Origin of the sequence: Streptomyces sp. NPDC003077 (assembly GCF_040611095.1) — a bacterium.
Lineage (GTDB): Bacteria > Actinomycetota > Actinomycetes > Streptomycetales > Streptomycetaceae > Streptomyces.
Map to the genome: position 1 here is coordinate 14529 of NZ_JBEXNM010000038.1, position 25519 is coordinate 40047.

The 25519-nt window shown below is 70.6% G+C and carries 22 protein-coding genes and 1 pseudogene; 11 read left to right on the forward strand and 12 right to left on the reverse strand.

What is annotated here, in order from left to right; genetic code table 11:
- Positions 1-515: 515 nt before the first annotated feature.
- On the forward strand, positions 516-2114 hold the full coding sequence (locus ABZX96_RS23485; protein WP_355547659.1) for a 3'-5' exonuclease: 1599 nt from the start codon (positions 516-518) through the stop codon (positions 2112-2114).
- 1245 nt (positions 2115-3359) lie between these two features.
- Here the strand turns inward: ABZX96_RS23485 and ABZX96_RS23490 are convergent.
- The gene (locus ABZX96_RS23490; protein ID WP_355547662.1) at positions 3360-4262 is read right to left on the reverse strand and encodes a hypothetical protein; all 903 of its coding nucleotides are present in this window, start codon (positions 4260-4262) and stop codon (positions 3360-3362) included.
- A gap of 751 nt (positions 4263-5013) precedes the next feature.
- On the opposite strand from ABZX96_RS23490, the gene ABZX96_RS23495 reads away from it, so the two are divergent.
- The 3 genes from ABZX96_RS23495 to ABZX96_RS23505 all read left to right on the forward strand — a co-directional run bounded on the left by ABZX96_RS23495 (position 5014) and on the right by ABZX96_RS23505 (position 8516).
- Complete coding sequence (locus ABZX96_RS23495; RefSeq protein WP_355547665.1) at positions 5014-6120, forward strand: hemopexin repeat-containing protein; 1107 nt, start codon at positions 5014-5016, stop codon at positions 6118-6120.
- 985 nt (positions 6121-7105) lie between these two features.
- A complete protein-coding gene (locus tag ABZX96_RS23500; protein ID WP_355547668.1) occupies positions 7106-7303 on the forward strand; it encodes a hypothetical protein in 198 nt (65 codons plus the stop codon).
- A 616-nt stretch (positions 7304-7919) separates the two neighbouring features.
- The gene (locus ABZX96_RS23505) at positions 7920-8516 is read left to right on the forward strand and encodes a hypothetical protein (RefSeq protein WP_355547671.1); all 597 of its coding nucleotides are present in this window, start codon (positions 7920-7922) and stop codon (positions 8514-8516) included.
- A 235-nt stretch (positions 8517-8751) separates the two neighbouring features.
- Here ABZX96_RS23505 and ABZX96_RS23510 read toward each other — a convergent pair whose 3' ends face one another.
- The 6 genes from ABZX96_RS23510 to ABZX96_RS23535 form a co-directional block, all read right to left on the reverse strand.
- A complete protein-coding gene (locus ABZX96_RS23510) occupies positions 8752-9117 on the reverse strand; it encodes a transposase (protein ID WP_355547674.1) in 366 nt (121 codons plus the stop codon).
- A 631-nt stretch (positions 9118-9748) separates the two neighbouring features.
- Entirely contained in the window at positions 9749-10174 is a 426-nt protein-coding gene (locus tag ABZX96_RS23515; RefSeq protein ID WP_355547677.1) for a hypothetical protein, read from the reverse strand.
- A gap of 138 nt (positions 10175-10312) precedes the next feature.
- Complete coding sequence (locus ABZX96_RS23520; RefSeq protein ID WP_355547808.1) at positions 10313-10654, reverse strand: hypothetical protein; 342 nt, start codon at positions 10652-10654, stop codon at positions 10313-10315.
- 119 nt (positions 10655-10773) lie between these two features.
- Positions 10774-11151 carry a hypothetical protein gene (locus ABZX96_RS23525; RefSeq protein WP_355547680.1) on the reverse strand — a complete coding sequence of 126 codons (378 nt, stop codon included), beginning with the start codon at positions 11149-11151 and terminating at the stop codon, positions 10774-10776.
- Between the two features lie 18 nt (positions 11152-11169).
- Complete coding sequence (locus ABZX96_RS23530) at positions 11170-11355, reverse strand: transposase domain-containing protein (RefSeq protein WP_355547683.1); 186 nt, start codon at positions 11353-11355, stop codon at positions 11170-11172.
- 168 nt (positions 11356-11523) lie between these two features.
- Positions 11524-11850 carry a hypothetical protein gene (locus tag ABZX96_RS23535; protein WP_355547686.1) on the reverse strand — a complete coding sequence of 109 codons (327 nt, stop codon included), beginning with the start codon at positions 11848-11850 and terminating at the stop codon, positions 11524-11526.
- 34 nt (positions 11851-11884) lie between these two features.
- Between ABZX96_RS23535 and ABZX96_RS23540 the strand changes: the two genes are divergently transcribed.
- The 3 genes from ABZX96_RS23540 to ABZX96_RS23550 all read left to right on the forward strand — a co-directional run bounded on the left by ABZX96_RS23540 (position 11885) and on the right by ABZX96_RS23550 (position 14874).
- Positions 11885-12721, forward strand: a complete 837-nt coding sequence (locus ABZX96_RS23540) for an alpha/beta hydrolase (protein WP_355547689.1) — start codon at positions 11885-11887, stop codon at positions 12719-12721.
- 9 nt (positions 12722-12730) lie between these two features.
- Positions 12731-13600 (forward strand): helix-turn-helix domain-containing protein, encoded by an 870-nt coding sequence (locus ABZX96_RS23545; RefSeq protein ID WP_355547692.1) that lies wholly within the window; start codon positions 12731-12733, stop codon positions 13598-13600.
- An 899-nt stretch (positions 13601-14499) separates the two neighbouring features.
- A complete protein-coding gene (locus ABZX96_RS23550; RefSeq protein ID WP_355547695.1) occupies positions 14500-14874 on the forward strand; it encodes a nuclear transport factor 2 family protein in 375 nt (124 codons plus the stop codon).
- 656 nt (positions 14875-15530) lie between these two features.
- Here ABZX96_RS23550 and ABZX96_RS23555 read toward each other — a convergent pair.
- The gene (locus ABZX96_RS23555) at positions 15531-15800 is read right to left on the reverse strand and encodes a hypothetical protein (RefSeq protein ID WP_355547698.1); all 270 of its coding nucleotides are present in this window, start codon (positions 15798-15800) and stop codon (positions 15531-15533) included.
- A gap of 488 nt (positions 15801-16288) precedes the next feature.
- Positions 16289-16930: a DNA alkylation repair protein gene (locus ABZX96_RS23560; RefSeq protein ID WP_355547811.1), complete on the reverse strand. Its 642-nt coding sequence runs from the start codon at positions 16928-16930 to the stop codon at positions 16289-16291.
- A 567-nt stretch (positions 16931-17497) separates the two neighbouring features.
- On the opposite strand from ABZX96_RS23560, the gene mihF reads away from it, so the two are divergent.
- Positions 17498-17815 carry an integration host factor, actinobacterial type gene (mihF, locus tag ABZX96_RS23565; protein ID WP_355547701.1) on the forward strand — a complete coding sequence of 106 codons (318 nt, stop codon included), beginning with the start codon at positions 17498-17500 and terminating at the stop codon, positions 17813-17815.
- Positions 17816-18180: 365 nt separating this feature from the next.
- The gene (locus tag ABZX96_RS23570) at positions 18181-18582 is read left to right on the forward strand and encodes a hypothetical protein (RefSeq protein WP_355547703.1); all 402 of its coding nucleotides are present in this window, start codon (positions 18181-18183) and stop codon (positions 18580-18582) included.
- On the opposite strand, the gene ABZX96_RS23575 is transcribed toward ABZX96_RS23570, so the two are convergent.
- Positions 18579-19091, reverse strand: coding sequence for a hypothetical protein (locus ABZX96_RS23575; RefSeq protein WP_355547706.1), 513 nt, complete (start codon positions 19089-19091; stop codon positions 18579-18581). The two genes, ABZX96_RS23570 and ABZX96_RS23575, sit on opposite strands and share 4 nt — an antisense overlap.
- A 790-nt stretch (positions 19092-19881) precedes the next feature.
- On the opposite strand from ABZX96_RS23575, the gene ABZX96_RS23580 reads away from it, so the two are divergent.
- The gene (locus ABZX96_RS23580; RefSeq protein WP_355547709.1) at positions 19882-21444 is read left to right on the forward strand and encodes a GMC family oxidoreductase N-terminal domain-containing protein; all 1563 of its coding nucleotides are present in this window, start codon (positions 19882-19884) and stop codon (positions 21442-21444) included.
- A gap of 106 nt (positions 21445-21550) precedes the next feature.
- Here ABZX96_RS23580 and ABZX96_RS23585 read toward each other — a convergent pair.
- A pseudogene (locus tag ABZX96_RS23585) lies at positions 21551-23096 on the reverse strand (isocitrate lyase/phosphoenolpyruvate mutase family protein).
- 65 nt (positions 23097-23161) lie between these two features.
- Between ABZX96_RS23585 and ABZX96_RS23590 the strand changes: the two are divergent.
- Positions 23162-23878 carry a winged helix-turn-helix domain-containing protein gene (locus tag ABZX96_RS23590; RefSeq protein WP_355547712.1) on the forward strand — a complete coding sequence of 239 codons (717 nt, stop codon included), beginning with the start codon at positions 23162-23164 and terminating at the stop codon, positions 23876-23878.
- Between the two features lie 15 nt (positions 23879-23893).
- Here ABZX96_RS23590 and ABZX96_RS23595 read toward each other — a convergent pair.
- On the reverse strand, positions 23894-25519 hold a 1626-nt coding region (locus ABZX96_RS23595), incomplete at its 5' end, for a cytochrome P450 (RefSeq protein ID WP_355547715.1).

The following is a 25519-nucleotide window of genomic DNA, read 5'->3' on the forward strand; positions in this document are numbered from 1 at the left end:
CCTGCCACAACGGCCGATCAGCAGGGCGTTCCGCCGGGCGGGAGCAGCGGCCCGACTTTCTTCTCAGGTGCCCGCCCGACGGGAAGCCCTCCGGGGCCGGAGGCGAATGTCATCGCTCTCCGGCGGCACTGCCCGGCGGCACTGCGAAGCGAGGGTCAGCGCACCCGACGCGAGGTGGCCGCGCGCCGGGTGCGCTGACCCCCGCTCAGGGGTCCAGGTCGTCCAGGAGGGCGCGGCCTCCTGCTGTACCCGGTCACCTACGGCTCCTCTGGTGGCTTGAGGGGCCAGTACGTCAGCGGGAGCGATGACGCCGAGGCGGGTTCGCCGAGGCCGGTTCGCCACGGGCGACGAGCAGTGTGCCGACGGCCCGAACGGATGAATTTTTGCCTCGCGTACGCGGGCGCAGTTTTAAGCGCATACGCCCAACTTGCCTACTGTTCGTGGCTCTTGACGTTTTTTCAGGCGTTATGTCACGTTCGTTTCGCTTGGCGGTTGTTAGGCCGAAGGGAGTAGCCGTGAGCGAGGTATTGACCGCGTCGGCGGTCGGGCAGGGCGACCGGGACATCGATCCGGACCGGGTGGCCCGGGGCGAGCCGCTGAAGGTCGTGGGCGGAGTGCCGGTGTACGACAGCGGGCGGGCGCCAGCCTTCCTGCGGACGAAGACCCAGCTGCGCCGGGGGCGGCGCAAGCCCGCCCCGGGACAGCGCCCGGCCGCGTACATCTCCACGCGCTGGTACGGGGACCGGGTCGCACTATGGGATCCGGAGCAGTCGGCGAGGATGCGGCCCCTGTCGGCTCTGCAGCGCCGGCAGATGCAGCAGCGGCGCACCTGCACGGCGTGCGGCGAGGTGTTCAGCTGCCCGGTGTGGGGGACGTGCCGGCCGTGCCGGGACCGCCAGCAGCGGCAGGCGGCCAAGCTGCGGCGGCGTACGTGCCAGGTGTGCGGCACGGTCTTCCGCCGTCCGGCGCCGCTGCGGGGCTTCAGCGGCGGGCTGTGCCTGGCCTGCGACGAGCGCCTCGAACGCGGCCGGAAGGTGGCGCGGTCGCTGGTGGACCACTCGTGCCGACGGTGCCTGGTGCAGCTGGTCCCGCTCGCGGTGTGGGCCGCCATGGGCGAGCGGGAGCGCGCCATGGCCGACTGGCACTGCACTCCGTGCTGGGAGGAGATCGACCAGGAGCGGGCGGAGGCACAGCGACAGGCGGACCGTGAACGCTGGAACGACCTGGGGCCCACCCTCGCGTGGGCGCAGAAGATCCTGGCCGAGCCGGAGGCGTACGCGATCGTGGACACCGAGACGACCGGCCTGACCGCAACGTCACGCATCGTGGAGATCGCCGTCACCACGGCATCCGGGAAGGTGCTGCTCAACACGCTCGTCAATCCCGGCGAGCCGATCCCGGCCGAGGCAACGGCGCTGCACGGCATCACCGACGCCATGGTGGCCGACGCCCCCTCCTTCTCCACGATCCTCCCCCGCCTCACCGAGGCCCTCGCCGGACGGAGGATCGTGATCTACAACCGGGAGTACGACACCGGCCGGCTGCTGTGGGAACTCCATCTGCACCACCGCGCCCGGCACACGGTGGACCTGACCAAGCACCCCCGGCACGGCGACAGGCGACACCCGGCCGCACAGGCATGGCTGGACGCACAGCAGTGGGAGGAGTGCGCGATGGAACAGTACGCCGCCTTCTACGGCACCTGGCACCACTACTGGCGCAGCTACACCTGGCAGCCGCTGGGCGGCGGCCACCGGGCTCTGGACGATTGCCACACGGTGATCACACGGGTGGAGGAGATGGCCGCCCTACCCCAACCCCTTCGACCCCGCGCCAGGGACGGGCCGCTAAATACCGCCGAGGGCCATGTCGGGCCCGGGCGGATGCAACAGGTGTGGTGCACGGAGCTACCCGTCTTGATCTTCTTCTTCACCACGCCCTGGAGGCGCCTCAGCTTCGGTGGTCACCGCGTGAGCAGCTCGACGGCGGGAAGCAGACGCATGCGTTCCGCCTCGGCTGCTGCCAGGCGTACGCGCACCTGGTCGGGGACGTCACCGTCATCTGAGGCGCGTTGCTCGGCTGCTGCGGCGTACTCCGCCTCAGCGCGGTGGTAGTCGTTGAGCAGCGCGGTTTCCTCCTCGTTGTACTGGCTGGCGGGCGCGTGCAGTTGGTGTTCGGCAACTGGGCTGGTGAACCCGGGGGCGTGGACGGGAGCGAGCATCGGGTACATGCCCCAGTCGTTGGAGTTCTTCTCGAAGGAGTTGTAGACGAACCAGCCCATGTAGACGCCGGAGCAGGCACGGATGTCGAGCTTGACCCACCGGTTTTCCTTCTCCTCGACGTGGGTGGCCTCGCTGTGGCTTTTGCGGACCTCGGTGGTGTGGGTGGTGATCTTCGACCAGCGGAACGAGGCGGTGCGTTTGACACTCATACCCTTGAAGTCGATGCCGGCCTCGGCGGTGAGGCCGAACTCCCAACCCTCCTGTGTCTGCGACGACACGGTGACGCTGGCCTCGTCGACGTAATCCTTGGCCATGGGTCCCTGGAATGGCTTTGCTCCGCACACGAAGGGTGCGACCCCGACCAGCTTCCCGACGAAGCCCACCTTGTTGTCCCACCGTCGGCAGATGAGGGCCGCCACATAGGGCCCATACGTCCCGACGTACGTCTCCCAGGGAATGAGGGGCACATAGCCGAGGGCTTTCTCCCGCCAGTCGTTGTGCACCTGCTTGATCTGGCTCTTGTCCACGTTGAATGCGGTCTTGACCTGTTGGTAGGCGTCGTCGAGCGAGATCTCTTTCTCCACCTGCGCCCGCGTGACGTAGTAGTCCCACGCCGCAACGATCCGGATCGGGTTCTTGAGGTAGTCCGAGTAGGGCATCTGGCTGAGGGTCATCGTGGGTGGGGCCTTGTAGCCGACCTGCGCGTCGGGCTTCAGGCAGTTGTACGAGCCGATGACGATCTGGCCATAATTGTCCTCTGGGTAGTTGCCCATGCGGCACTCCGTTTTTGTTCATCTGATGTTCCGGGTCCTCTCCATCCCCACGTATGCATTTGGCAATACACATCAATGGGGAAGTGACTTCCTTCGAGGTACCGCCTGACGGCCCCGAATGCCCACCGGCGCCGCCACGCCCTCGAACACCTCGCCGCCGGCATGCGCATGCCTCCGCAGCGGCATCGTCGATCAGTCCCACGACAATGTCGCCTACAACCTGCGGCCGTCCCTCTTCGACGTCCAACGACGCTTGCATCCGGCTGCGATTTCGAGCCCCGGGCAAGGGACGAACCGGAGGGACGGCCACCGAAGCGCAAGGTCGAACCGACCAACCACAGCGTCGGTCGCGCAGCCTGGTCCCTCACCTCTCCGGCACGCTCCCGGGCCGTGCAACCTCCCAGGGGGCGGGACACCGGTGCACGGAGCACGGGTCAGTGCGCCAGGCGCGCGGCCACCTCCCTCCGCACGCGCGCCTCCTCGCGCAGCACCTCGGCCAGGACGGCGCGGTCGACGTAGGGGGCGACGGCATCCAGGACCAGGCGCTGCAGCTCGGCCGGGGCGAGGGCTTCGGCTTCCCACTGGACCGGCTGATCGGGTCCAGGGCGTGGCGGTGGGCGAAGGCCGGCCACCGCGGGTCCCCCTTCTTGGCCTCGGCCGGGAGCATGCCGCGCTCGCGCATCTGCTGGTAGGTCAGGGCGATGCGGCGTGTGCGGCTCCAGCAGCCGGTGCGGGCCAGGAAGTCCCGCTCGCTGTCTTCCCCCGAGGCATCGCAGTCCCCCAGCACCAGAAGACGGTATTCCCGGACGTCGCTGGCCGCGCGGGCCCGTACGACGTCGACGTGGAACTGGGAGCCGAAGCCGCGGACCACCAGGACCGGAATGCCCAGCTCGCCGACCCAGCCCGTCATCAGCGTGCGCAGGGTGTCCTTCTCGGCCGCCAGGTACGGCGCACACCGCTGGCCTTGCGTCCGGTCCAGGCCGAACTGGTCGCCCCTCTCCTCCAAGAAGGCGTCCGCGTCCGGCCAGGCAGGCGGGGCGTGGACCTCGCGCAGGGTTTCGACCAGGTCCGGGAAGTCGCCCCGGCGCCGGGCCTCGGCGCACCGCGCCGACAGCCGCCGGTACATCGGCGGCGGGTTCGCGATCACGCCCTCGGCGACCAGGCGGTAGTGCAGCCGGCGCAGCGTGCAGTCCCCCGGCCCGCAGCCGTTCGCAATCTGCCGCGCCCACGCCACCACCCCGGCCCATCGGGCTCGCCGTAAGCCCATACCGGTACTACTGAGGATCTCCGCGTGATGTCGCGTGGCGGTTGCCCTCCACCGCAGGCCAGGACGTGCGCACCGGGCGACACCACGCCGTGAAGGTCGGTAGTACCGCGCCACGGCGTGTCGGGCAGAGCCGCGCCGCAGCCACTGGGGCCCTCCCGGCGGCAATCCGGTTCTCGGGAGGCGTCGCCGTCCCAGTCCCAGCGGCCCGTATCTCCCCGGCCGGGGCCCGTACAGCGCCCGGCCGCCGGCGCCGAACTGTCCAATCTCTGTCATCAGCGCGGCGCCCGTGGCGATCCCCTGCGGCGTCCAGCCGGGATCGGGATGACCGTGAAGCCGTGCGTGCTTCGGGTGGTTCAGGTCATGGCGGGCTTACGGCGCTGGGCTCTGTCACGCAGTTGCTTTGCGGGGGTGCCCCGTCACGGCAGTGGCGTGCCGGAATGGCTGTGGAAGGTTCGGTATCAGTCGGTATCGGACATATTTGCTGTGCAGGCTGCCGGTACATCAGTTTCCGCTTCGCGCAGGGCCTTCGCGCGACCTGGGGTGTCGTGCGGCTGGCATCGGTGGTTCGGCCTGAGCCGGTGGCCGCATCCCGCCGCAGAAGGGCCGTGGCCCACGGTCGGGGTGCGATCGGCACCCCGGCTTCCCTGGACGCGGTCTGTCGCCGCTCGTAGGTTCTGCGGTGACGGCGGCAGCGCGGTACGGCAGCCGGGCCGTGCCGGACGCCCGGCCCCGAGCCCCTCGGGAGGGATCGATGACGATCCAGGCAGCCTTCAACCGCTCCCAGATCAAATGGGACACCTATATGTTCCTGGGCAGCCAGTACCTGTCCTACGGCCTCGCCTCCAACACCGTGTTCGTCGGCCCTCGGAGTATCGCCGCCGGATGGCCGGGCCTCGCCGACACGCAGTTCGCCGAGGGCATCGACGCGATGGTCCCCTTCTCGTACCCGCCGGTCATCTCGACGGTGCCGGTGATCCCGACCGAGAAGGACTACGTCTACATCTTCCGCGGCGACCAGTACGTCCGGTACGACTTCGCCAACGAGAAGATCATCTACGGTCCGCTCAGCATCGCCCAGTGGTGGCCGGGCATGAAGGACGTCGGGTTCGACCGGGACATCGACGCCGCGTTCCTGGACCACCGGGGCGACTTCGCGCAGATCTTCGTGGACACCTACATCTTCTTCAAGGGGGACAAGTACATCACCTACGATCCCCGCGCGGACAAGGTGAGCGGCGGCCCCTACCCCATCGCCGACCGGTGGCCGGGACTGAAGGAGGCCGGGTTCACCCGGGACATCGACGCGGTGGTCTACAACGTCGTCGAGCCTTCGGCCCTGGGCGGTAACAGCCGACGGGAGTGCTACTTCGTCAAGGCCGACAAGGTCCTGCACTTCGACATCGAGGACTGGAAACCGCTCACCGGCGCCCGCAACATCTCCGACTTCTGGCCCGGCCTCAAGGGCACCGAGTACGCCGCCGCCACCCCCACGCCGCCCTACCCGCAGGTCAAGGCGCACGCCGACTTCAGGATCACCTTCAACAACCCGGGTGAGAACAACCCCAACCCCTACGGCTGGATCGAGCTGAAGACCAAGAGCGGCCAGCCCTTCCGGATCTGGACCCAGCAGAACCAGGGCCTCTCCACCCCGGCCCGCGCCAGCGCCGCGCCGTCCATGAACCTGCCGTTCACCTCGTCCGACATCGCGAGCGTAGGCGCCTACGTCGACGAGTACGACGCGCTCAGCGGCGACGACTACCTCGCCCGCGGCTCCAAGAACTTCGCCGGCAACGGCAGGTACACCCTGTCCTCCGACGACGGCAGTGTGGACATCGACATCACCGTCACCGACCTTTGACCTCAGGCCGCGGGAAAGGCCACGCTGTCTGCGGACCTTGTCGCTGAGCGTTCCCAGAACACGGTGGGCGGCTGTCGCGGACCATGAGCCGGCTGCCCTGCGTCATGACGCCCGTCACGAGAAGCCGACAAGGACGGTCGGGTAGGCCCGGACATGCCTCCGCGGCGCGCCTGCCGCGCCACCACAATGCGCGCTCAGCGGCGGACGCGCCACGCGTAGGACGCAGGGCGAACTACCGCGCCACCGTAGGCCGCGCTGTCCCGCGCCATACCACAGTGCCCCTTGCCGCCCCGCTTGCCGAACCCCGTGTGCGCGCCAGGCAAGGGGGCGCGGTCCCGGCGTGCCGCACCTTGCCGGGCGCGCGCACCGGCCCCGCAGGTCGGTCGCCGCGTTGCGCGCGGCCGGGAGCCGAGGAGGCTGGGGGGGAGGAGGTGAGGATCGTGGCCAAGCACAGCAGTGGAAAGGGCGGCGGGTCGAAGAGCGGCGCGGGCCGGCGCACGAGTCCGGCCGCGGCGTCGCGGGGGCAGTCCGCCGGTGCGAAGAACCCGGGCAGCCGTACGGCCGAGAGCGGCTTCGCATCCCGCGCCCAGTCGGCCGCGGCCAAAGGCGGTGTCCGTCGGCAAGTCGGCCGCTGAGACGCTGGAGCCCTTCGGTCAGGGATCCTTCATCGCGGCCGTCCGGTCTGTCGGCTTGACTCTGTCGGAGCTCTTGGAGCTTCCCGGTGCGGCGGCATGGGCAGCGGGCATGCTCGGTGGTTCCGCCGTCCGATGCGGCTGCGGAGGTGCCCGTCGTCCCTCCGCCCACGTTCCGGTGAGCAGGTCCCGTCTCTGGCTGCGCGGGTCGCGCGGGCGAGCGATCCAGGCGGTACGGCGGCGATATGGGCGCGTGACCGGCTGGACGGCTGTGGCGTGACGAGGACTTCGCCGACCGGTGCCCGCGGGAGGGGCGGCCGGGTCTCTCGCCCGCGCAGCCGGCCACCGTCTGTGTGCCGCGGTTCCTGCTCGGCCTGTCGGACCGGCAGGCCGCCGGGGCGGACCGCTGCCGCATCGGCTTCACCTACGCCATGGCCATGGAGCTGGACGATCCCGGCGTCCACCACAGCGTGCCGGCCGACCTCCGCGCCCGTCCCACCGAGCGCGAGGTCGAGCCGACCGCCTGCTCGACCTCGCGCTCGCCCGCCTGAAGGAGGCCGGTCTGGTGCGCGAGCACACCACGCAGCGCACCGATGCCATCCACGTCCTGGCCGCGGTGCGGGCCCCGACCCGCCTGGAACTGATCACCGAGGCGGTCCGCGCCGCACGGGAAGGAGTCCCCGGCATGTCCCCGCACCTGCTGGGCGAGCCGGTACGGGGACGGGGGCGCCGCTACGGCCGACCGGCCCGCCTGGGCCAGAACCCACCAAACCCAAGACCAGGGTCCTCGCCACCAGAACCTCAGCCTGCGGCCCGCTCCGCCCGCATGCACCCGGCCGGGCCCGACCGGATGTGCCGTAGCCGGCTTTATCAGGGTGCAGTGACGTCGCTTGTCGACGGGTTCGCGAAGCTCCCTGCTCAATGGATGTGTGGTGCTGATGAGATTCGGAGGCACTGGGGCTCTTGCCGGGACAGCGTCGGGATGCTCTTGGTGAAACGTACTGGTCATGCGGCAAGCGGGCACTGCAGTCATCCGCCGGTCGCACCGCTTCATCGGCCGTCAGACGGAGCCGAGTCGGCCTTCGGAGCGACGCTCGGAGCCCCCATGACTGGGATCTTCATTACTGCACAGGCCGAACAGCAGTTCATCCAAGCCGAGGACCGCCGATGCAGCAGCTCCAGCACGCCAAAGAACCCACCCCCGCCCACCCCGGACGATTACGCGTCGCATGGCGGGCGGCCCACGAGCCCGTCGCCGGAGTGTCACGACGGATCCGGCTCCTGGCTTACGCCGTGCCCTTGGCCGTCCTTCCTTCCAGTATCTGGCGGCTCCCAGCCGCATTCGGCGACGGTCGGGGACCCGGCGAACGGGCGTACATCGTCTTCCTGTCGGTTCTGTCCGAAGTCTTCGCGTTCGCTGCGTTCGGCCTGATCGCCCGCTGGGGTGAGGTGTTCCCCCGCTGGATCCCGATCCTTCGCGGCCGCCGGGTTCCGAGAAGGGCCGCCGTCCTCCCGGCCACCATCGGGGCCGCGAGCCTCACCCTCCTGTTCACCCTTTTGTTCATCGCCTCCGAGGTCAGGGGTACCACGATCCGAGGCGACGACCTGCCGGCCGACTACCCCAGCCAAGCCAGCGGCTGGGAAGCTGCTTGGTTCTACCTCTGCTACGCGCCGCTGACCCTGTGGGGGCCACTGCTAGGCGTGCTGACCCTCGCATACTGGAAACGCCGTTCCGCGGCCGAGAGGACCCCTGCAGCAGCGTGAGATCGCCGTCGCCCTGACGCTCGCTCCGAACGGCTGCCCGAGATGAGCGAAGCATTGATCACCCGGGCCTGCATCACCCTGATGCTCCGCCGGCCGCTCCGGCCTCCTAGCCGACCTGCAGAACGAAGAACAGGAAGCACAGGAAGCGCGACTTGGCTGCGATGACTTCGGGGAACAGCCCGGCGACTGCGGAACATCAGGATGCCGGCGCGGCCGCTCCACCCGTCCGGCTGGGTCACGGCTTCGAGCTCATGCTCCACCACTTGACCCCACACCGACCCGGCGGTGCCAGCCCCTCCCCGGCCGGGCACCCCGCGCGTACGGGCACAGCCGGACTCGTCGACATCAGCACCCCACGGTGATACGCGGCTGGTGGGAGTTGGGGAGCGACCTGGACGGCCTGGGGCGCCCCGGTGCGGGCGCCGTCGGCGTGGGCGCCGGCCCGGTCCCGGCAGATGATCTCAGCGCCGGGGTGTGCGCGCAGCCACGCGGCCAGGGTCTCGGCGTCCCGGCCGGGCAGCAGGTCCAGTGGCCGGCCGGTCTCGCAGTTGACGAGCACCGTGCCGTAGTACCGGCCGCGGCGGGTCGCGAAGTCGCCCACGCCCGGGACCCACGGCGCCGTCCGGGCCGGGGCGGACAGGGCCATCAGCAGCCGCAGCGCGTCGAGCGGCTGTTCACGCTGTGCAGACCTCCGCGAAACGCGCTCCGGCCCGCCCGGCCGGGGCGACCGCCATCGCCTCCAGCACCCGGCACCACACAGAGGCCCGTCGCCCGTATCGGACCGTCAGGCCGTCGACCTGTTCGAGGAAGGTACGACGCGGGCACCGCGCGTTTTCGCAGTACGAACGGCGGACCCTGAGCCGGATCAGCACCGGCCGGCCCCTGACGGTCCGTCGGCCGGCCGGCGTGCGTAGGCGCTGTGCACCCTGCGGGACGCCGTCGCGCAGTCCGGACACGGCACGCTGTGATCACGCGTTCCGGCCGCAGTATGGACCGTCCCGCCCGTGAGGGACACCCGCTCCACCGGCACCGGGCTGCGGTACGAGAACAGCACACCGACGAGCTCACCACACGACACCACGTGACTTAGGTGACGCTCCCTCACAAAGCTGTAATCTCGGTGATCGTCCTCACGGAAATCTTGCCTGACCCCGTGAAGCGCCGATAAAGCCGGGGACCATCTTCTGCGCCCTGCACACCGCCACTGATCCCGGTTCGTCTCCGCCTGTCGGTCAAGGTGCGTGCGGGGAGGGTCGCGTGATGGCCTTCCGGACGGCCGCTGGGCGCATGGTCCGTGCCACGGCGAGTACCAAGACGAGGACGATGAGCGCGCACAGCGCGTACACCGTGCGGGTGCCGGTGTACCGGGCGAGGAAGCCCGCGCCCAGCGCGCCGCCCGGGATCGCGAAGCCGAACGAGGCGAACACGCCGACGCTCGCCACCCGCCCCTGGTGGGTGTGCGGCACCAGGCGCTGGCGCAGGGCGGACATCTGGACGTTGGCCAGCAGGCCCAGGAACGCGTTCACGCCGGGTGCGGTGCCCAGCAGCACCGGCGCGGAGGTGCGGCTCATCACCCAGAACAGGGGGCAGGTCGCGGCGATCGACGGCAGCAGGATCGGCGGCACGCCGAGCCGGTCGCCGATGCGCGCGGAGAGCATGCCGCCCAGCATCGCCGCGACCGGAGGCGGTCATCAGCACTCCGAACCCGGCGGTGGACACGCCCATCTCGTCGACGGTCGGCAGCACGAGCAGCGATTGGCCGGCGCTTGGGGTGAGGTTGACGGTCGTGGTCACTGTCAGGAAGGAGCGCAGCAGCGGGTGCCACCCACCCAGGCGACACCTTGCTTGATCTCGGTGAGCATCGAAGTGCCGTCCGGCGTGGGGCCGGTTCCGGGGCGCTTGGGGACGGTGGCCAGGAGGGCGGCGCCGAGGACGAAGCTGGCGGCGTCGCACAGGAACGGGACGGCCCGGCCGATACCGAACAGCCAGCTGCCCAGGATGGGACCGAGGAAGTTGGTTCCGAGCATCTGGAGGGTGAACAGGCGGCCGTTCGCCCGCGGCAGGTGGTCGGCGTGCACGAGTGCGGGCAGCAGTCCCTGGGAGGCGGTGGTGAACAGGGTTTCCCCGATGCCGAGCAGGACCGCGACGACGTAACGGGATGCATCTTCTTGCCGTCATCTCGGGCGTGGATCCGGGAGAGCCAGGAGCCGTCCGGCAAGCGGCGCAGCACCGGCAGCACCCGGTTGACCGGCACCCGTCACAGCAGATGACAGCCGGTGGTGGTGATCGACTGCCATAACGGCACGCCAAGAAACTTCCGGTCGGCCAGGACCAGCCGACCGGGAACACAAGAGCGGACCAGCCGAGCGTCCAGAGTGACCTCCCCGGTGCGACAGCCCTCCACGTCCGGGACCGCATGGGTGCCCAGCTCGACCAGAGCGGCCATCCTCACCTGCGGGAACACGGCCTTGTCGACAGGCCGGGTATTGCCTGGGCGGCCGAACTCCTCGTCGTTGGCGACCGTATCGGCCGCATTCCAGCAGGTCCCGTCCACTGCAACACGTCGCAGACCGCGCCAGAAAACACCCGGTGCCGCGTTTGGACCGAGCGGCCGGGCAGTGGCAGCGAACAACACACGCAACGACCCCTGCCTCTACTGATCCCGTGCCCGGAACAACGAAGACTTCGCCGGAACACGCCAGTCACCCAAGACGCCGACCCCGCGCAGCCCCTCCACCAGATGCCGCAGCACCTCCAGATGCGAAGCAGGCGAGAACAACGCCAGAGCAAGCACGAAATAGACCGTCAGCCGGACCGGCAAACCGTCTCCATCGCTCACCCCGGCCACACGCCGCAACCACCCGGTCCACCAGCCCTGGCGGATACACCCAGGTCAGCACGCCAAGCCCCGCCAGCTCAGGCACACTCTCAGTCATCGGCACCACTCCGACACCGTGCCAGCAGCGTACGCCTACGAGTAACGCAACGGCATTGTCCCCAGGGCCTGTTAGGTCAGGCCTCCCGTCGCGTCGAGGGTGTGGTGGAGGGTGAAGGCGTTCGCGAGGTGGCGGCTGGTTTCGCGACTCAGGGCGTCGTGCTCGAAGGTGAGGGTGTGCCCGGAGGCGGTCAGGGTGGCGCGGTTGCCGGCCGCGTCGTGGGTGTAGGCCAGGTCGGGGCCGGAGGCCCGTACGAGTCGGCCGGCCGCGTCGTAGGGGAAGGTGCCGGGTCGGCTGCGGCCCCGGGGCCGTGCCCGATCCGGCGCCCCACAGGCCTCGACCCCGGTCTCCGGCGGGCCAAGCCCGGCGATCGGCGACCCGCGACGACATACGTACAAGACCGGTCGGTGGCGGCCCCGGCACCATCCCCGCATGAGTGAATACGCCATAGCGCACGCGCACGGAATGCATGTGGTCCACGACGGCCCGCGCCAAGCGCCCCCGCTGCTGCTCCTCCACGGGTCAGGGGCCTCAAGCGCCTTCTGGGGCCCGGTAGTCCCCGCGCTCGCCGACCGTCACCACGTCATCCGCGTCGACCTGCCGGGCTTCGGGCAATCCCCGCCCGCGCCGCCGTACGACGTGCCTCTCCAGGCACGCCGGGTGGCCGCCGTCCTCGATGGCCTCGGCCTTGCACGCGTCGTCGCGATTGGGCACTCCAGCGGCGGCTACATCGCCACCGCGCTCGCCGAACAGCGCCCCGGCCTGGTGCGGGCGCTCGCGCTGATCAGTTCCGGACCGAACCCCGCCGCGTTGCTCCCGCAGCCCCTTCTCCACCGGGTCCTGTTGGCCCCGCCTTTGGGCCCGTTCCTGTGGGCGCGGCGTTCGGACGCAACGATCCGCAAGGCCATCAGCATGACGGCCGCCCGTCCGGTGGACGTCCCCGACGATATGGTCGCCGCGCTACGAGGCATCCCCTACCGCGTTTTGAGGGCGGTGCTGCGCGGCAACGGCGCTTATATCGCCGAGCGCGGCGTGCCCGAGCGTCTCACTGACCTCCAGGTCCCCGTATTGGTGGTCTTCGGTGCCGCCGACCCCCGCTGGGAGCCGTTGTCGGCGCGCCAGTATGAGGCGGTGCCGAGCGCGCGGGTCGAACTGCTGCCCGGCGTCGGGCATCTGCCGATGTTCGAGGATCCGAAGGCGACCGGCACACTGCTGCTGGACTTCGCGGCAACAGGCGCTGACGTCCATCCGTGCGCCCCTGAGCCCTAGAGTGAACAGATGCTGTCATCGGGGAAACCCCTCTGGGCGGGCGTGGACATCGCGGTCCCGCGCTCGTCCGATCGGCTGCCGGGGATCCACATGGCCGGGTTCCACCGTTGCTCCCCCACGCTTATGGAGCTTGCCATGGTCGCGCATCCCTCCGTCACCATTCTCGTGGACCTGAGTGAGGAAGAAGGCCTCGGCTACGGCGCGCACGGGCGCGGCAGTGTCGTCGTCGGGCTCCTGCCGGGCAATCTGCGGGTGGGTGGCCGGGTGGGCGCATGCCTGCAGGTCCGGCTGGAGCCGGCCGTGGCGGCCGCGGTGCTCGGCGCGTCGGCCGAGCTCAGTGGGATGGCAGTGCCTTTGAAGGAGGTCTGGGGCCGCGAGGCCGCGCGTGCCGAGGACCGGCTGCGTGCCGCCGCATCGTGGGACGAGCGGTTCGCGATCGTGGCCGACATCCTCGAACGCCGGCTGGGCCCGGGCCCCCGGGTTGACCCGGAGGTCGCCTTCACCTGGCGGCGGACCCTCGGGCGCCGGGGACGGGTGCGGGTCGAGAACCTGGCGGACGAGGTCGGCTGGAGCCGCAAGCGCCTGTGGGCCCGCTTCCGGTCCCAGCTCGGCATCTCCCCCAAACACGCTGCCCGGCTGGTGCGATTCGACCACGCCGCCTACCTCCTGGCGGCGGGCCGCACCCCCGCCGCAGCCGCCGCCGAGAGCGGCTACGCCGACCAGTCCCACTTGCACCGCGAAACCAAGGAGTTCACCGAGCTCACGCCCGCAGCCGTGGCCCTCGCCCCCTGGCTCGCGATCGACGACGTCGCATGGCCGGCTTCCCTCCCCACCCGAAGCACCCACACGGGCGGCCCCCGTATTCCGGACCCCCGCTGACGTGGCTCCTGGCACGTCGGCCGGTTGCTTGCGGCGGCTGCGGGCATCGGCACAGGTGGCAGTTCCACCGCCCGGCGCGGTAAATCCGCACCTCACTCTCACGCGACTTCAGCGGACATTTTTTCGGGGCGGGCATGAGCAGGGCTCTTCTCTGTGAACCCGGCCTGACCGGCGGCCCCCGTTGGGTTCTTCGCGGTCCTGCAAGAGGGCCGCCGGTCTCCGGGCCCGGCATGACGGTGTCCCCCTGTCGAGGAGATGACCTGGGGCGTCACCGGGTTCGAGGACGCCGTTGGAGTCGCTGATGTGAACTCACAGACGGAATTCGCCGGACACTCCCAGCGCCGTCCTCTGCCGAAACGGTCAGCGCCGTCACGCTCATCGGGAAGGTGGGCCGAGCCACACAAGGCGCGGCAACAGACAACCCCCCACAGACACGTCGATGCCCCGGACCGCAAACACGCGCACGGAAGACACCGGTTGTCTGCGCGCGACCGGTCCCGCGCATGCCACCGGTTGAGCAGGCGATGGCGCCGGTGCTCATACGGATGATCCGTACGAGCACCGGCCACGCCTGGCTGCCTACCGGTCCGCTGGTGCGGGCCCTGCCCCGCCCAGAAAGACGGGGCCGAAAGCAGGGGCAGACGTTTCGCATCGGGCCGGGTGCCGACCTGATGAGTGGGTGAAACGGGTACTTCTCCTCGGCCATGCTCCGCAGGAGGGCGGTGGCGATGCCTCGGCCGCGGGCGGCGAGTTCGACGACGAAGGCCCGCTGTCCGGCCTGGGGAAGCCGGGGCGGGCGGAGGTTGGTGGAGGCCGTCCCGCCCGTGGGTGGCGCGTTCGCGGACGAGGATGTCCGCTCTCCAGGCCGCGTTTCGCGCAACGGCTGGTATTACTGGTGCATGCACGAAGAGGCCGCGCAGTCCGCGATCGATACGTTCATCTCCGCGTTCAACGCCTCGGATGACAGCTATGTGTCCGCGCTGCTGTCCCAGGCCCTGACCTCGGACGTGATCCTCTGGGGGCCGTTGGGGCGCAGTGAGGGGATCGAGGCAGTAGAGCGTTTTGTGCTGGACATCCGGCGCCACCCGGCGGGGACCGGCACGATGGTCCGCTGTTCGGGGGTGGACATGCCGGGTGAATGGGCCCGGTACCAGTGGGTTTTCACCACACCGGACGAGGGCCCCCGCCTGGCCGGCACGGACGTCGTCCACCTGCGGCGCAACCTCATCGATCAGATCGTCGTCTTCGCGGGAGAGATCCAGCCCGCCCCTTGACGCTCGTCCGGCACTCCCCCGGCGGTCCGCTCCGCGGGGGATTGGGCTCATGCGCCGAGCCACGCGGGGCTCGGGCATGGAGGGGACTGCGGGTCTCCCGGACGCGGAGCGGCCAGTGGGTGGCCGAGGCGTTCACGAGCATCCCGGTTCCCACTGGTAATCGGTGATCCCTGCCGCCGCCTGCGGTGGCGCGACTGTGTGACCGCGCCACCACAGACAACGGGGCCAACCTGGCTACACCGCGGGATCATCGGGTCGGTGCTGCTGATATGGCACCACCGTGCACGGGTCGGCAACCGTCGTCGTCTGGGGTGGGTCCGCGGATGCTCCGCAGGTCGAGGACGTACCCGCTCGGGGACGGGGTTCGGTTGCCAGGCATGCAGGAGGTTCCCCTTCGGTGTCCAGGGACTGGTCGTAGTACTCGGCGGTGGCCTGACGGCCTTCCCGCCAAGCGTGGCCTTGGCAGACGCCGGGTCGGGGGAGGGCCACTTCGCCCGCCGGTCCAAGGCTGAGCTGGTTGACGACCAGGAGGCCGGTCACTGATTCCAGGGTCACCGGTACGGTGCCTTCGGCCTCGGCGGGGCAGGTGGCGGCGGACCGTTCCGAAGGCGGATGACGACGTCGCCGTCCAGAATGCGATGGCCACCTCGTTTCGTTCAGGCGGCTTCCGCCGGATTCACCGCCCCTTTTGAAGCGATCAGCTTCGCGTCGAACGGAATACAACGAAGAAACCACGCAGCGATACCTTCGGCGCGGCGGCGGCCAACGGGAACGAGGGGTAGGTCATCCCGAGTCTCCGGTGTGCTGTCGTGGAGAATCAGCTCGGGCATCTTCAGCAGGATGAGAAAATATGCGAACGCCTGATAAAAGCCGGATGGACAGCTCAGGCGGGCAAGTTTCCGACGCGGCTTCGGCAGGTGTTTCACACGGACGTACCTGGCGTACCCACGCGTCATCCGCACCCGCACGCGGCCCCGGCTACCGCCACCGACCGCTGCCCAGGCTCTGGCGACTGTCGGTGGAGGTTCGCTCGGCTCGTGGCGTGCACGGCTGTGTCGTCCGTATACGGCTTGGTCACCGCGGCACACCGAAGCCGGCGAGCACGTCGGTGCCGATGTGATTCCTTTGTTCCTCGCGAGGGGGGCGGGGCGGTCCGTCGATCATCTGCGAGCAGGAGTGTGGCGCGGTACGGGCTGCGCCATGAGGACGAGTGGATTCGTGCCGAGGAGGATGTACGAACGAGCCGGGGGGCGGGCGGCCGGAAAACGTAGCCCGCAGGCGATCCCCGAATCCAAAGAGCAGCGACGTCCGATCGCCGCCTGGTGCATGCATCGACTCTCACAACTCGTGCGACGTCAGCAGCTCGGCTGTCCCATGCCCGAGACAACGAGGCACCGCCAGGCCGGCGACCGTCTTATCGTTGCTGCCGGCGCACCATCTCGGTAATCCAAATGGGCGCGAACGGGGACGTGCAGCCGGGAGAAGTCGGGTAATCCTTCAGCACCTCCAGGCGCTCGCCGATGTCGATCGCGCGGGAGCGGTACTCGGGGTGTTCGATCCCGATCTGAGCCAGGCAGTGGTTCATCGCCCACTGCAGGCGATCCGGGGCGTTTTTCATCTCCGTCTCAATGATGTCGAGTAGTCCGGAGAGATCGAGGTTCTCGGATTTCTTCCTCACACATTCGGCGGTCAGTGCCCAGCCGGCACTCGCGACCACCGGGTCCGGATCGGCGGACCAGGCCAGGCGCAGTTCTTCGGCATGCGGACTCTTCTTCACCACGTAGTTCACGAGCCAGTCCTGCACCTTGGGGGCGCGTGCCTCGCGCAGCATGACGTCCAATTCGTCACGCTTGAACGCCTTCGGGCGGCAGATCAGAAGCGCCAGCAGCCTCGCCGCGGTGTCACCGGTCTCCCAGAGTTGACATGCGAGCTCCTGCTGGGTTTTCAGCCGCTTCGCGAGTGCGCGCAGCTTGCCGAGGTTCACACCGTGATCGTCACCGTGTTTCTCGTTCACCTCGCGTGTCTTGGGATCCTCCAGCTCAGCCAGCTCTGCCATCACCTCGGTCAGCGTCGTCTCGGCCACGGCAGCCTCCTATCCGTTATGAGTGGCTTTCAGCCTACGACGGAAACCGACGTCTTGTCGTACGCGTCGGTCCAATGGCGGCCAGCATGACGAGATAGCGCGTCTTCATCACTCTGCTCGTCAGCTAGCTCGGAGTGGTTCTCCTGGAATTTTCGCCCGGCTTCCCTCCGATGCTTCGAGCGGCCATACTGCTTTTACCTTTCCCGGTCGGGAAAGGGATGGAGTCAGTCGCGCGCCAATAGGTGTGCGCGAGGAATTCATGGATTCGGGAAGAGATATTGTGGATTGTTCTGCTTACGGGAACAGTCCGTGGCCTCTTGTCGTCACGGTTCATCGCTGCTGGTAGCGGGCCGGTCGAGGCCGGGACCTTTCCAAGCCCTGGAGCTGTGCATGCGGCACAGCGGTGCCCGCCTTCGCAGGGTTTCGGGTGGAAGCGGTGGCGCCGCCCCGCAGCGATGATTCCGTAAAGCGCCGGTCGACGCCGCCGCGGTGGGTGATGATGACGCCACCACGCCGACCGAAAGACAAGGAGCGACTCCGATGAGCCGAGTGCCCCACCTCACCGCGCAGGCCCGTGCCGAGGCGTTGCGGAAGGCCGCCGCCGTCCGCAAGGAACGCGGTGCCGTCCTCGCCGGACTCAAGGGCGGCACCGTGTCCCTGCACGAGGTGCTGCGACGGAAGGACGCCGTGGTGGGCAAGACCTATGTCCGGCGGTTGCTGGAGTCGCTGCCCGGCGTCGGCAAGGTCCGCGCCGATCGGCTTCTGACCGAGCTCGGCATCTCCGAGCGTCGTCGCGTCCAGGGACTCGGCCCTCGGCAGAAGGAGCGGCTGCTCGAACTGTTCTCGTCCGCCGCCTGATCCGCGCGGGCCGGGGCCGGTCGGCTCTCTGCCGACACGGGTGCGATGGGGTAATGCGGGGGCCGTTGCCCGTTGCGGTGGCACCGGGCGCGTGCGAGCGTGCGGGTGGCCGTACGACGGCCGACGGGCGGCCCTCCCTGCCCGGTGGCCCCGGACCCGCGCGGGCGCGGAAGCCCGGAAGGCGCGAGCCCGGCGGTGGTCGCGTAACAAGGCCGATGATGCGCACCGCGCCACCGGGCCCGCCCGCCCCGGTCCCGGAAGCCGCCCGCCGAAAGAGGGCTGAGCGGCAGAGAAGGACCCGGAGTCCGGGCGCTCGCGACCTGACCCGCAACGGGAGGAAAGCAGTGCATAGGTAGGCTTTCGCGGTGCGATGGCGACGTTTGATACCGATGGCTGCTGCCGCCCCTCTCCTCGTGGGGTGCGGTCTCCTCGATCCGGTGGAGAAGCCGAAGCCGCTGGACGTGACCGCGCGAGTGCTCGGGGCTTTCCCGGACGGGCCCACGGCGGAGAAGGCCAAGGGATACGTACGCAAGGTCGAGAAGACGGATCGCGATGTCGTCAGGGTGACATTCAAAGGCGAGCTGCCGGACGGCTGGGTGCGCTACCCGGGAGATGACTGGCAGCACTACATAGCGGGTCTGGTGATGGATGCGGCGGACAAGAAATTGGGGCCCTGCCACCACCAAGTGACGGTAGGCACAGCCCATTACGGCTTCGGCAACTGCCACGCCGGCGGTCCCGGCTACAAGGACCCGCACTTCGGCTAGGCCATACCGTGGAATGAACTGGTGCGGCTGTGGCGGATCACGGTCGGGGATGCCTCGGCCGGCGCCGAGCGGGAGCGTGTCCGTCCGTTGCTGTCGCGCTCGCGGTGCGGCCGGACGCGGTGGGACGACCGGTTGGTCCACAACCGCGGCACAGGCTCCGGACTCATTCCTCCCCCGTCGGAGAACCTCTGCGCGAGGTCGCGGTGCCGGTCCGCGGCCTGCTTCGCCTGGGTGGGGCCGATGGTCGACCCCGCCATGCGACTCAGCCGTTCGATCTGCTCCGCGAAGCGCAGGTGCTCGTGCCGCGCGTGTTCGCGGCAGGCGAGGCAGGTGACGCGGTCCGGACGCGGGGAGGTCATCGCGTACGGCACCGTCAGTCCGCATCCCGTGGTGACGATGCCCGGCAGGTCGCCGACCAGGCCGAACGTGGACGCGATCAGGTCGCGGACGGCGGCATCGTCGCGGACCACCTGCGAATCGACATGGATGTGCGGATCGTTCCCGGTCATGGTCCCTCCCCGTTCGTCCCTGTCCTTCCCTGTCCTTCCCCGTTCGTCCCTGTCCGTCGCGGCGACCGGTCCGACCGAGGGCGCACCTGCCGGGCAGCGGTCCGCGGGATACCTCTGCCACGCGCCCGCTGAGCCGCTGCCCCGCGAGTGATGTGCCGGGCGGGGGCGTTGTTCATTGCGATCGGGTGCCGTCGTCGTGCCGTTCATCGTTGCGCTGTTCATCGTCGAGCCGTTCGTCGTCGGGCCGGAAGCCACCGGGGGTCTGCGGACGGTCGTCGGGATCGGTGGTGGTCGGGTGGGTCCCTCGCGGTTAATGGCTGGTCGTCGTTGGTCGTGCCTCGTTAGGCTGCGCGCATGTCCAGCCCTGAGGCATCAAGACTCTAGCCACCGGTTGCCATCCGGTGGCTGATCGCTGCGCCGCGTTGAGGTTTTTGGTGCCTTCGCGGGAGGGGTGGCCCGGGCTGCCCGCGGCCTTCACAGCCGCCATCGGATCGCCGTGAACGTGGGGCTGTCCTTCCCTGAGACGAGTGGCCCGTGTCGTGGCCTCGGCTGATGTTCCGCATCGCGGCTGGTCGGGCCCGTGGCGGGTGCGCGTATGGCGGGCGCGGCAGGCAGGTGGTGCGTCATTGCCGGGCCCTGTCGCCCACGGACAGGCATGCCAAAGAGGTGACGTTTCCCGCACGGTCTTCCGTTGCTGCGCCCGTACCCGGGTCCTGTCCGGTGGGCCGGGCGGCCGTGTCGCGGAGCGGGGGAAAGCGCGGACGGAAAAGGTCGAGAGAAGAGGATCACTGTGAGGACGGACGGGTGGGATCAGATCGTGGTCGGTGCCGGCTCGGCGGGGGCGGCGCTCGCTGCCCGGTCGGCCGCGAAGGGCAAGAGGGTGTTGCTGCTGGAGGCGGGGCCGGATTACCGGTCGGCGCAGATGCCCGGTATCTGGCGGCTGCCGAATCCGCTGCGGGCGCTGAACGATCCGGCGGCCGGTGCCCATTTGTTGCAGCGCGGGCTCGTCTCACGTCGTACGGAGGCACAGCGTCCGCAGCCGTATCTGCAGGGCCGGGGGGTGGGGGGCGGCTCCGCGGTCAACGGGCAGATCGCGATCCGGCCTCCTATGGAGGACTTCGCGGACTGGGCGGCCGGCGGGTGCGAGGGCTGGTCTCCGCGCGACGTACTGCCGTATTTCGTCAAGCTGGAGGACGATGACGAGTTCGCCGACGCGCCCTGGCACGGCAGCGGTGGGCCCGTACCCATTCACCGGACGCCGCGGCAGGAATGGGGCGCCGTGGACGACGCTCTGTGCCGGGCGGCGCTGGCGGCCGGGTACGGGTGGAGCGCCGACCTCGACGCGCCGGGGGCCACGGGCGTGTCCCCGTACCCGGTCAACTCGCGGGACGGGCGGCGGGTGTCGACCAACGACGCCTACCTGGAGCCCGCGCGGGGGCTGCCGCACCTCACCGTTCGCGGTGGGGCGACCGTCGACCGGGTTCTGATGTCGGGGCGCCGGGCGATCGGTGTGCGGGTCCGCGCCGACGGTGGGTGGCGGGAGGAGTTCGCCGATCGCGTCGTCCTCAGTGCCGGGGCCGTGCACTCCCCCGCGATCCTGCAACGGTCCGGTTTCGGCCCGGCCGGGCGGCTCCGCGCGCTGGGGGTCGACGTCGTCGAAGACCTCCCGGTCGGCGAGGGCGTGCAGGATCATCCGCTGTGCTTCGTCGGCCTGCCGCTGCGGGAACGGTTCGCGGCCTCGCCGGACGACCGCTACACCAATGTCTGCGTCCGGTACGGCAGCGGCGGGCCGGGCGCCCTGCCGAACGACATGATGTTCGTGGCCTGCAACCAGAACGTGCTGGCCCTGGCGCGCGCCGACGTCCGGCACGGGGCGGGGGCCTTCCTGGTGTGGCTCAACCAGGTCCACTCGCGCGGAACGCTGACCCTGACGTCGGCGGACCCGCTGGCGCAGCCCGTACTCGATCAGCGCATGCTGTCCGATCCGCGCGACCGGGATCGTCTGCGAGCCGGGGTCCGCGCGCTGCTGGCGCTGGCCCGGGACCGTCACACCACGGACATCGTGGACGGCACGTTCGACGAGGTGAACGCGCCGCTGCTGGCCGCGGTCGAGGACGACTCCGCACTCGACGCCCACCTGCTGCGTACGGTCGCCGACGGGCAGCACCTGACGAGCAGTTGCCGGATGGGCCCTGCGGACGATCCGGCCACCGTGGTCGATCCGATGTGCCGGGTGCTCGGCACTCAGGCGCTGCACGTCGTCGACGCGTCGGTCTTCCCTTCCTGTCCCCGGGCCAACACCAACCTGGCCGCCATCATGGCGGGTGAGCTCATGGCGGATCGGCTCGGCTGACGGGTGAACGGGCGTCGTCCGCCGCGCCTCGTCTTCGGCCGAGGCGCGGCCCGGCGGGGGCGCCCAGGGCGCGGGCCGCTCCCCGGCCGGGCGTCCGGGACTGCTCCTACCTTCCGGTTGCCCCGGTCGGCGCCGCCAGCCGCTGCACCTCGGCGTAGGACGGGGCCCGCATGTGCGTCGGCTGCCCGTCCCGGAGGGCCGTCGCGGTGTCCACGGCCGCCGCCAGGGCCGTGCGGTAGAGCAGGGAGCCGAGGCTGACCCGACGTACGCCCAGTGCGGCCAACTGGGTGAGGGAGGGGCCGCCCGGTGTGTACAGGATGTTCAGTGGGACGAGGAGGGACGCCGTCAGCGTGGCGATTCCGTCCGGGTCCGACAGGCCGGGCACGAATGCCCCGTCCGCACCGGCCTGTTCGTACAGGGCCAGGCGCTTCGCGGTCTCTTCCTGGTGGCGGCCGAGCCAGTGGGTGTCGGTGCGGGCGTTGACGAACAGTGCGGGCGCCGCGGCCTTGATCGCGGTGATCTTCGCGGCGTGCAGGTCCGCGGGGGCGAGGGTGCCGTCGGGGCGGCCGTCTTCCAGGTTGATCCCCGCCGCCCGCCTCGGACAGGTGCCGGGCGAGTTCGGCCACCTCCTCCGGGGCGTCGCTGAAGCCGCCTTCGACGTCGACGGTGAACAGGAAGGAGTCCTGCCCGAGTCGGCGCGCCAAGGCCAGTGTCGCCTCGGCCGTGGCGGCCGTCCCGTCCGGCAGGCCGGCGGACGCGGCCACGCCGAGGCTGGTGGTGCCGATCGCCGGGAATCCCCGCGCCGCCAGCGCGGCGGCGGAGGCGTGGTCCCAGGCGTTGGGCAGCAGCAACGGGGTGGCCTGGTGGTGGAGCCGGGCGAACGGGGTCAGGGGGCGTCCGAGCAGCCCCTCGGCGAGCGCCAGTCCGTGGGCCCGGCCGGGGCAGACGCGGGGCGGGGCGCCGAAGGCGAGGGGCACCGGGTGCGTGCGGTGGGCGGCCACGAGGTCCAGGAGCACCGCGTCGCCCTCGGCGATCTCCCGGCCGGCGACCGTGGTGGCGCGGGCGGCGACCCGTCGCATGGTCCGTATCGGGGAGTCCTCGCGCAGTACCCGGGCCAGTGGCGCGCCGCCGCTACCGGAGGCCACCTCGACCAGCGCGGCGGTCGCCTCGCATGCCTGGACGAGCAACCCGATGCGGTTGGCGGTGGCCTCCAGCGCGGTTTCGTCCGCCCGTTCCGGGGCCAGCCGCGCCACCAAGGCGGCCACCGCCGCGTCGGCGGCCGGGTCCGTGCCGCCGTCGAAGTACGCCCGGGCCACCACGGGCACCGACTCCGCCACCGCTTGGGGTTCCGGCATCCCCAGGGCCTGGGCGAGGATCCGCACCACCCGTGTCCGGATCTCCCCCTCCCGCCCCGCGCTCGCCGCCTCCCGCAGCGCGGCGGGCTCCAGCCGGGCGAGTTCGGCCTCCACCAGGGCCCGTCGGCGGCGATGCGGCTCCCCGGTGCTGAACCGGGCCACCGCGGCCCGCAGCCAGGCGACGCTTGCCCCGGCTCCGCCGTCGTCCGAGGCCGGCGGCTCCACCGTCAGCGCCGGGTCGGCGAGCGCCGCCCGTACGTCCTCGAACCGGTCGAACACATGCGTGGTATGCATCATGGTCCCGACGGTAGGGCCGTAACAGTTCGGCGCCGCCCGAACCGTCCTTGCGGCATCCTGGCCCCATGTCGCCCCTCGTCGAAACCGCCACCCTGCTCGCCGACCACACCCGGGCCGCCTTCTGCCAAGCCCTGCTCGACGGCCGCGCCTGGACCGCCGGTGAGCTCGCCCGGCACGCGGGGGTGCGGCCCTCCACCGCCAGCGAACAGCTCTCCCGCCTCATCGACGGCGGGCTGCTGGCCGAGGAACGCCAAGGCCGGCACCGCTACGTCCGGTTGGCCGGCCCCGAGGCGGCAGCCCTGATAGAAGCGCTCGCCTCGTACGCCCCCGCCACCGCCACCGCGCGACCGCGCAATCTGCGCCACGCGACGCGGCTCGGCGCCGAGGCCAAGGCCCGCACCTGCTACGACCACTTGGCGGGACGGCTCGGCGTGGCCCTGGCCGACGCGATGATCAAGCGTGATCTGGTCGCCGCCGACTCCGGGCTCACCGTCACCCCGGCCGGTCAGGCCTGGCTGGCCGACGCCCTGGGCTACCGCCACCCCGCCGGCGCCCGACGGCCCCTGGTACGCGGCTGCCTGGACTGGACCGAGCGCCGCCCCCACTTGGCCGGAGCCCTGGGAGCGGCCCTGTGCGCCGAGGCGCTGGAGCGGCGGTGGGTACGGCGGATCGGTACGGGACGCGCGGTGCGGGTCACCGAGGCGGGGAGCACGGCATTCGAGGACCTGTTGGGTCTGCGGGTGGACGAGCTGTTCCGTCCTTCCGTCCATGGAGAGGGGTGACGCGGAGGGTCTCCGCTACGAGCGGCCCGGCGACCAGGTCACCGGCAACGACTCCACCCCGTAGGCCGCGTTCAGCGGCGTGAAACGCAGATCGCCGACGGGGACGGTGAGGCGGAGGTCCGGCAGGCGGCGCAGGAGGCGGGGGACGCAGACGCGCAGTTCCATGCGGGCCAGTTCGGCGCCGAGGCAGTAGTGGGGACCGTGGCCGAGGGCGAGGTGGGGCAGCGGGGCGCGGGTGACGTCCAGGCGGTCGAGGTCCGGGCCCAGCGCCTGGTCGCGGTTGGCGGAGGGGAGGTGACACAGGACGTACTCCCCCGCCTTGATCGGCTGTCCGGCGACGGTGACGTCCTCGGTCGCCACGAAGACCTTGCCGAAGGCCACCACCGAGAGGTGCCGGAGCAGTTCCTCGGCCATGTGCTCCGGCTGGGCCCGGCCCTCGCGGACCAGCGCCGCCTGCCGGGGGTCGAGGACGAGCAGGAGCAGCGACAGGCCGAGGGCGCCGGTGACGGTCGCGTAGCCGGCGAGCAGCAGCTGGGTGGTGATGCCGACGAGTTCCGGGTCGGTCAGCTCCGTGCCGTGGGCGGTGATCAGGCGGCCCAGGACGCTGTCGTCGGGGGCTCGCCGCCGTGCGGTGACCAGGTCGCCGAGGTAGGCGTCCAAGCGCTGGAAGGCGCCTTCCTGTTCGGCGTGGATGGGGTGGAAGTCGTGCAGCAGCGCGAGGTCGTGGTGCAGCAGGCCGGTGTCCTCGTCGGGGATTCCCAGGAGTTCCAGGAAGAGGCGCCGGGGCACCGGCAGGGCGAAGTCCGCGATCAGGTCGGCGGGCGGACCGCCGCGCACGATGGCGTCCAGGTGCCGGTCGGCCAGCGTCTCGACGCGGGGGACGAGGGCCCGGGCCCGCTGGACGTTGAACTCGGCGGTGAGCATGCGGCGGATCCGGGCGTGTTCCTCGGGCCCGGAGGTGTAGAAGACGCCGGGGCGCGGGGGCGGGAAGCCCTCCGGGGGCATGGGCGGTGGCACGGGACCGTTGACCGCGGCCTCGGAGCTGAAGCGCCGCTCGTCGGCGATCACTTGGCGGGCGTCGGCGTAGCGGGTGACCATCCAGGCGGACGCGCCGGTCGGCAGGGTGGTGCGCACGACCGGCGCGTGCGCGCGCAGCCGGGCGAACTCCTCCGCCGGGTCGAAGGGGCAGGCCCGGGAGCGGCGGACGAAGAGGGGGATGGAGGGATCCGGGGGATCGGTGGCCGGGGCGGTGGCCGTCCCGGCCGGGGGAACAGCGGTGCCGGGGAGGGTGGGACCGGTGTCTGTCAGATCTGTCAGAGCGGGATCGGTGTCGAGGGTGGTGGGGGCTGCGGGCCTCGCCGTGGCAGGAACGGTGCTTGGAAGGGCGGGGCCGGCGCCGGTGTCCCTATGGGCGGGGCTGGTGTCCGTGCGCGTGCGGTTGGTGTCTGTGCGGGCGGGGCTGGTGTCCGGATGCGTGCGGTCGGTGTCCGTACGGGCAGGACCGGTGTCCGAATGCGTGCGGTCGCCGTCCCTATCGGCAGGGCTGGTGTCCCAATGCGTGCGGTTGGCGTCCGTACAGGCAGGACCGGTGTCCGTCCGCATGCGGTCGGTGTCCGTACGGGCAGGACCGGTGTCCGAATG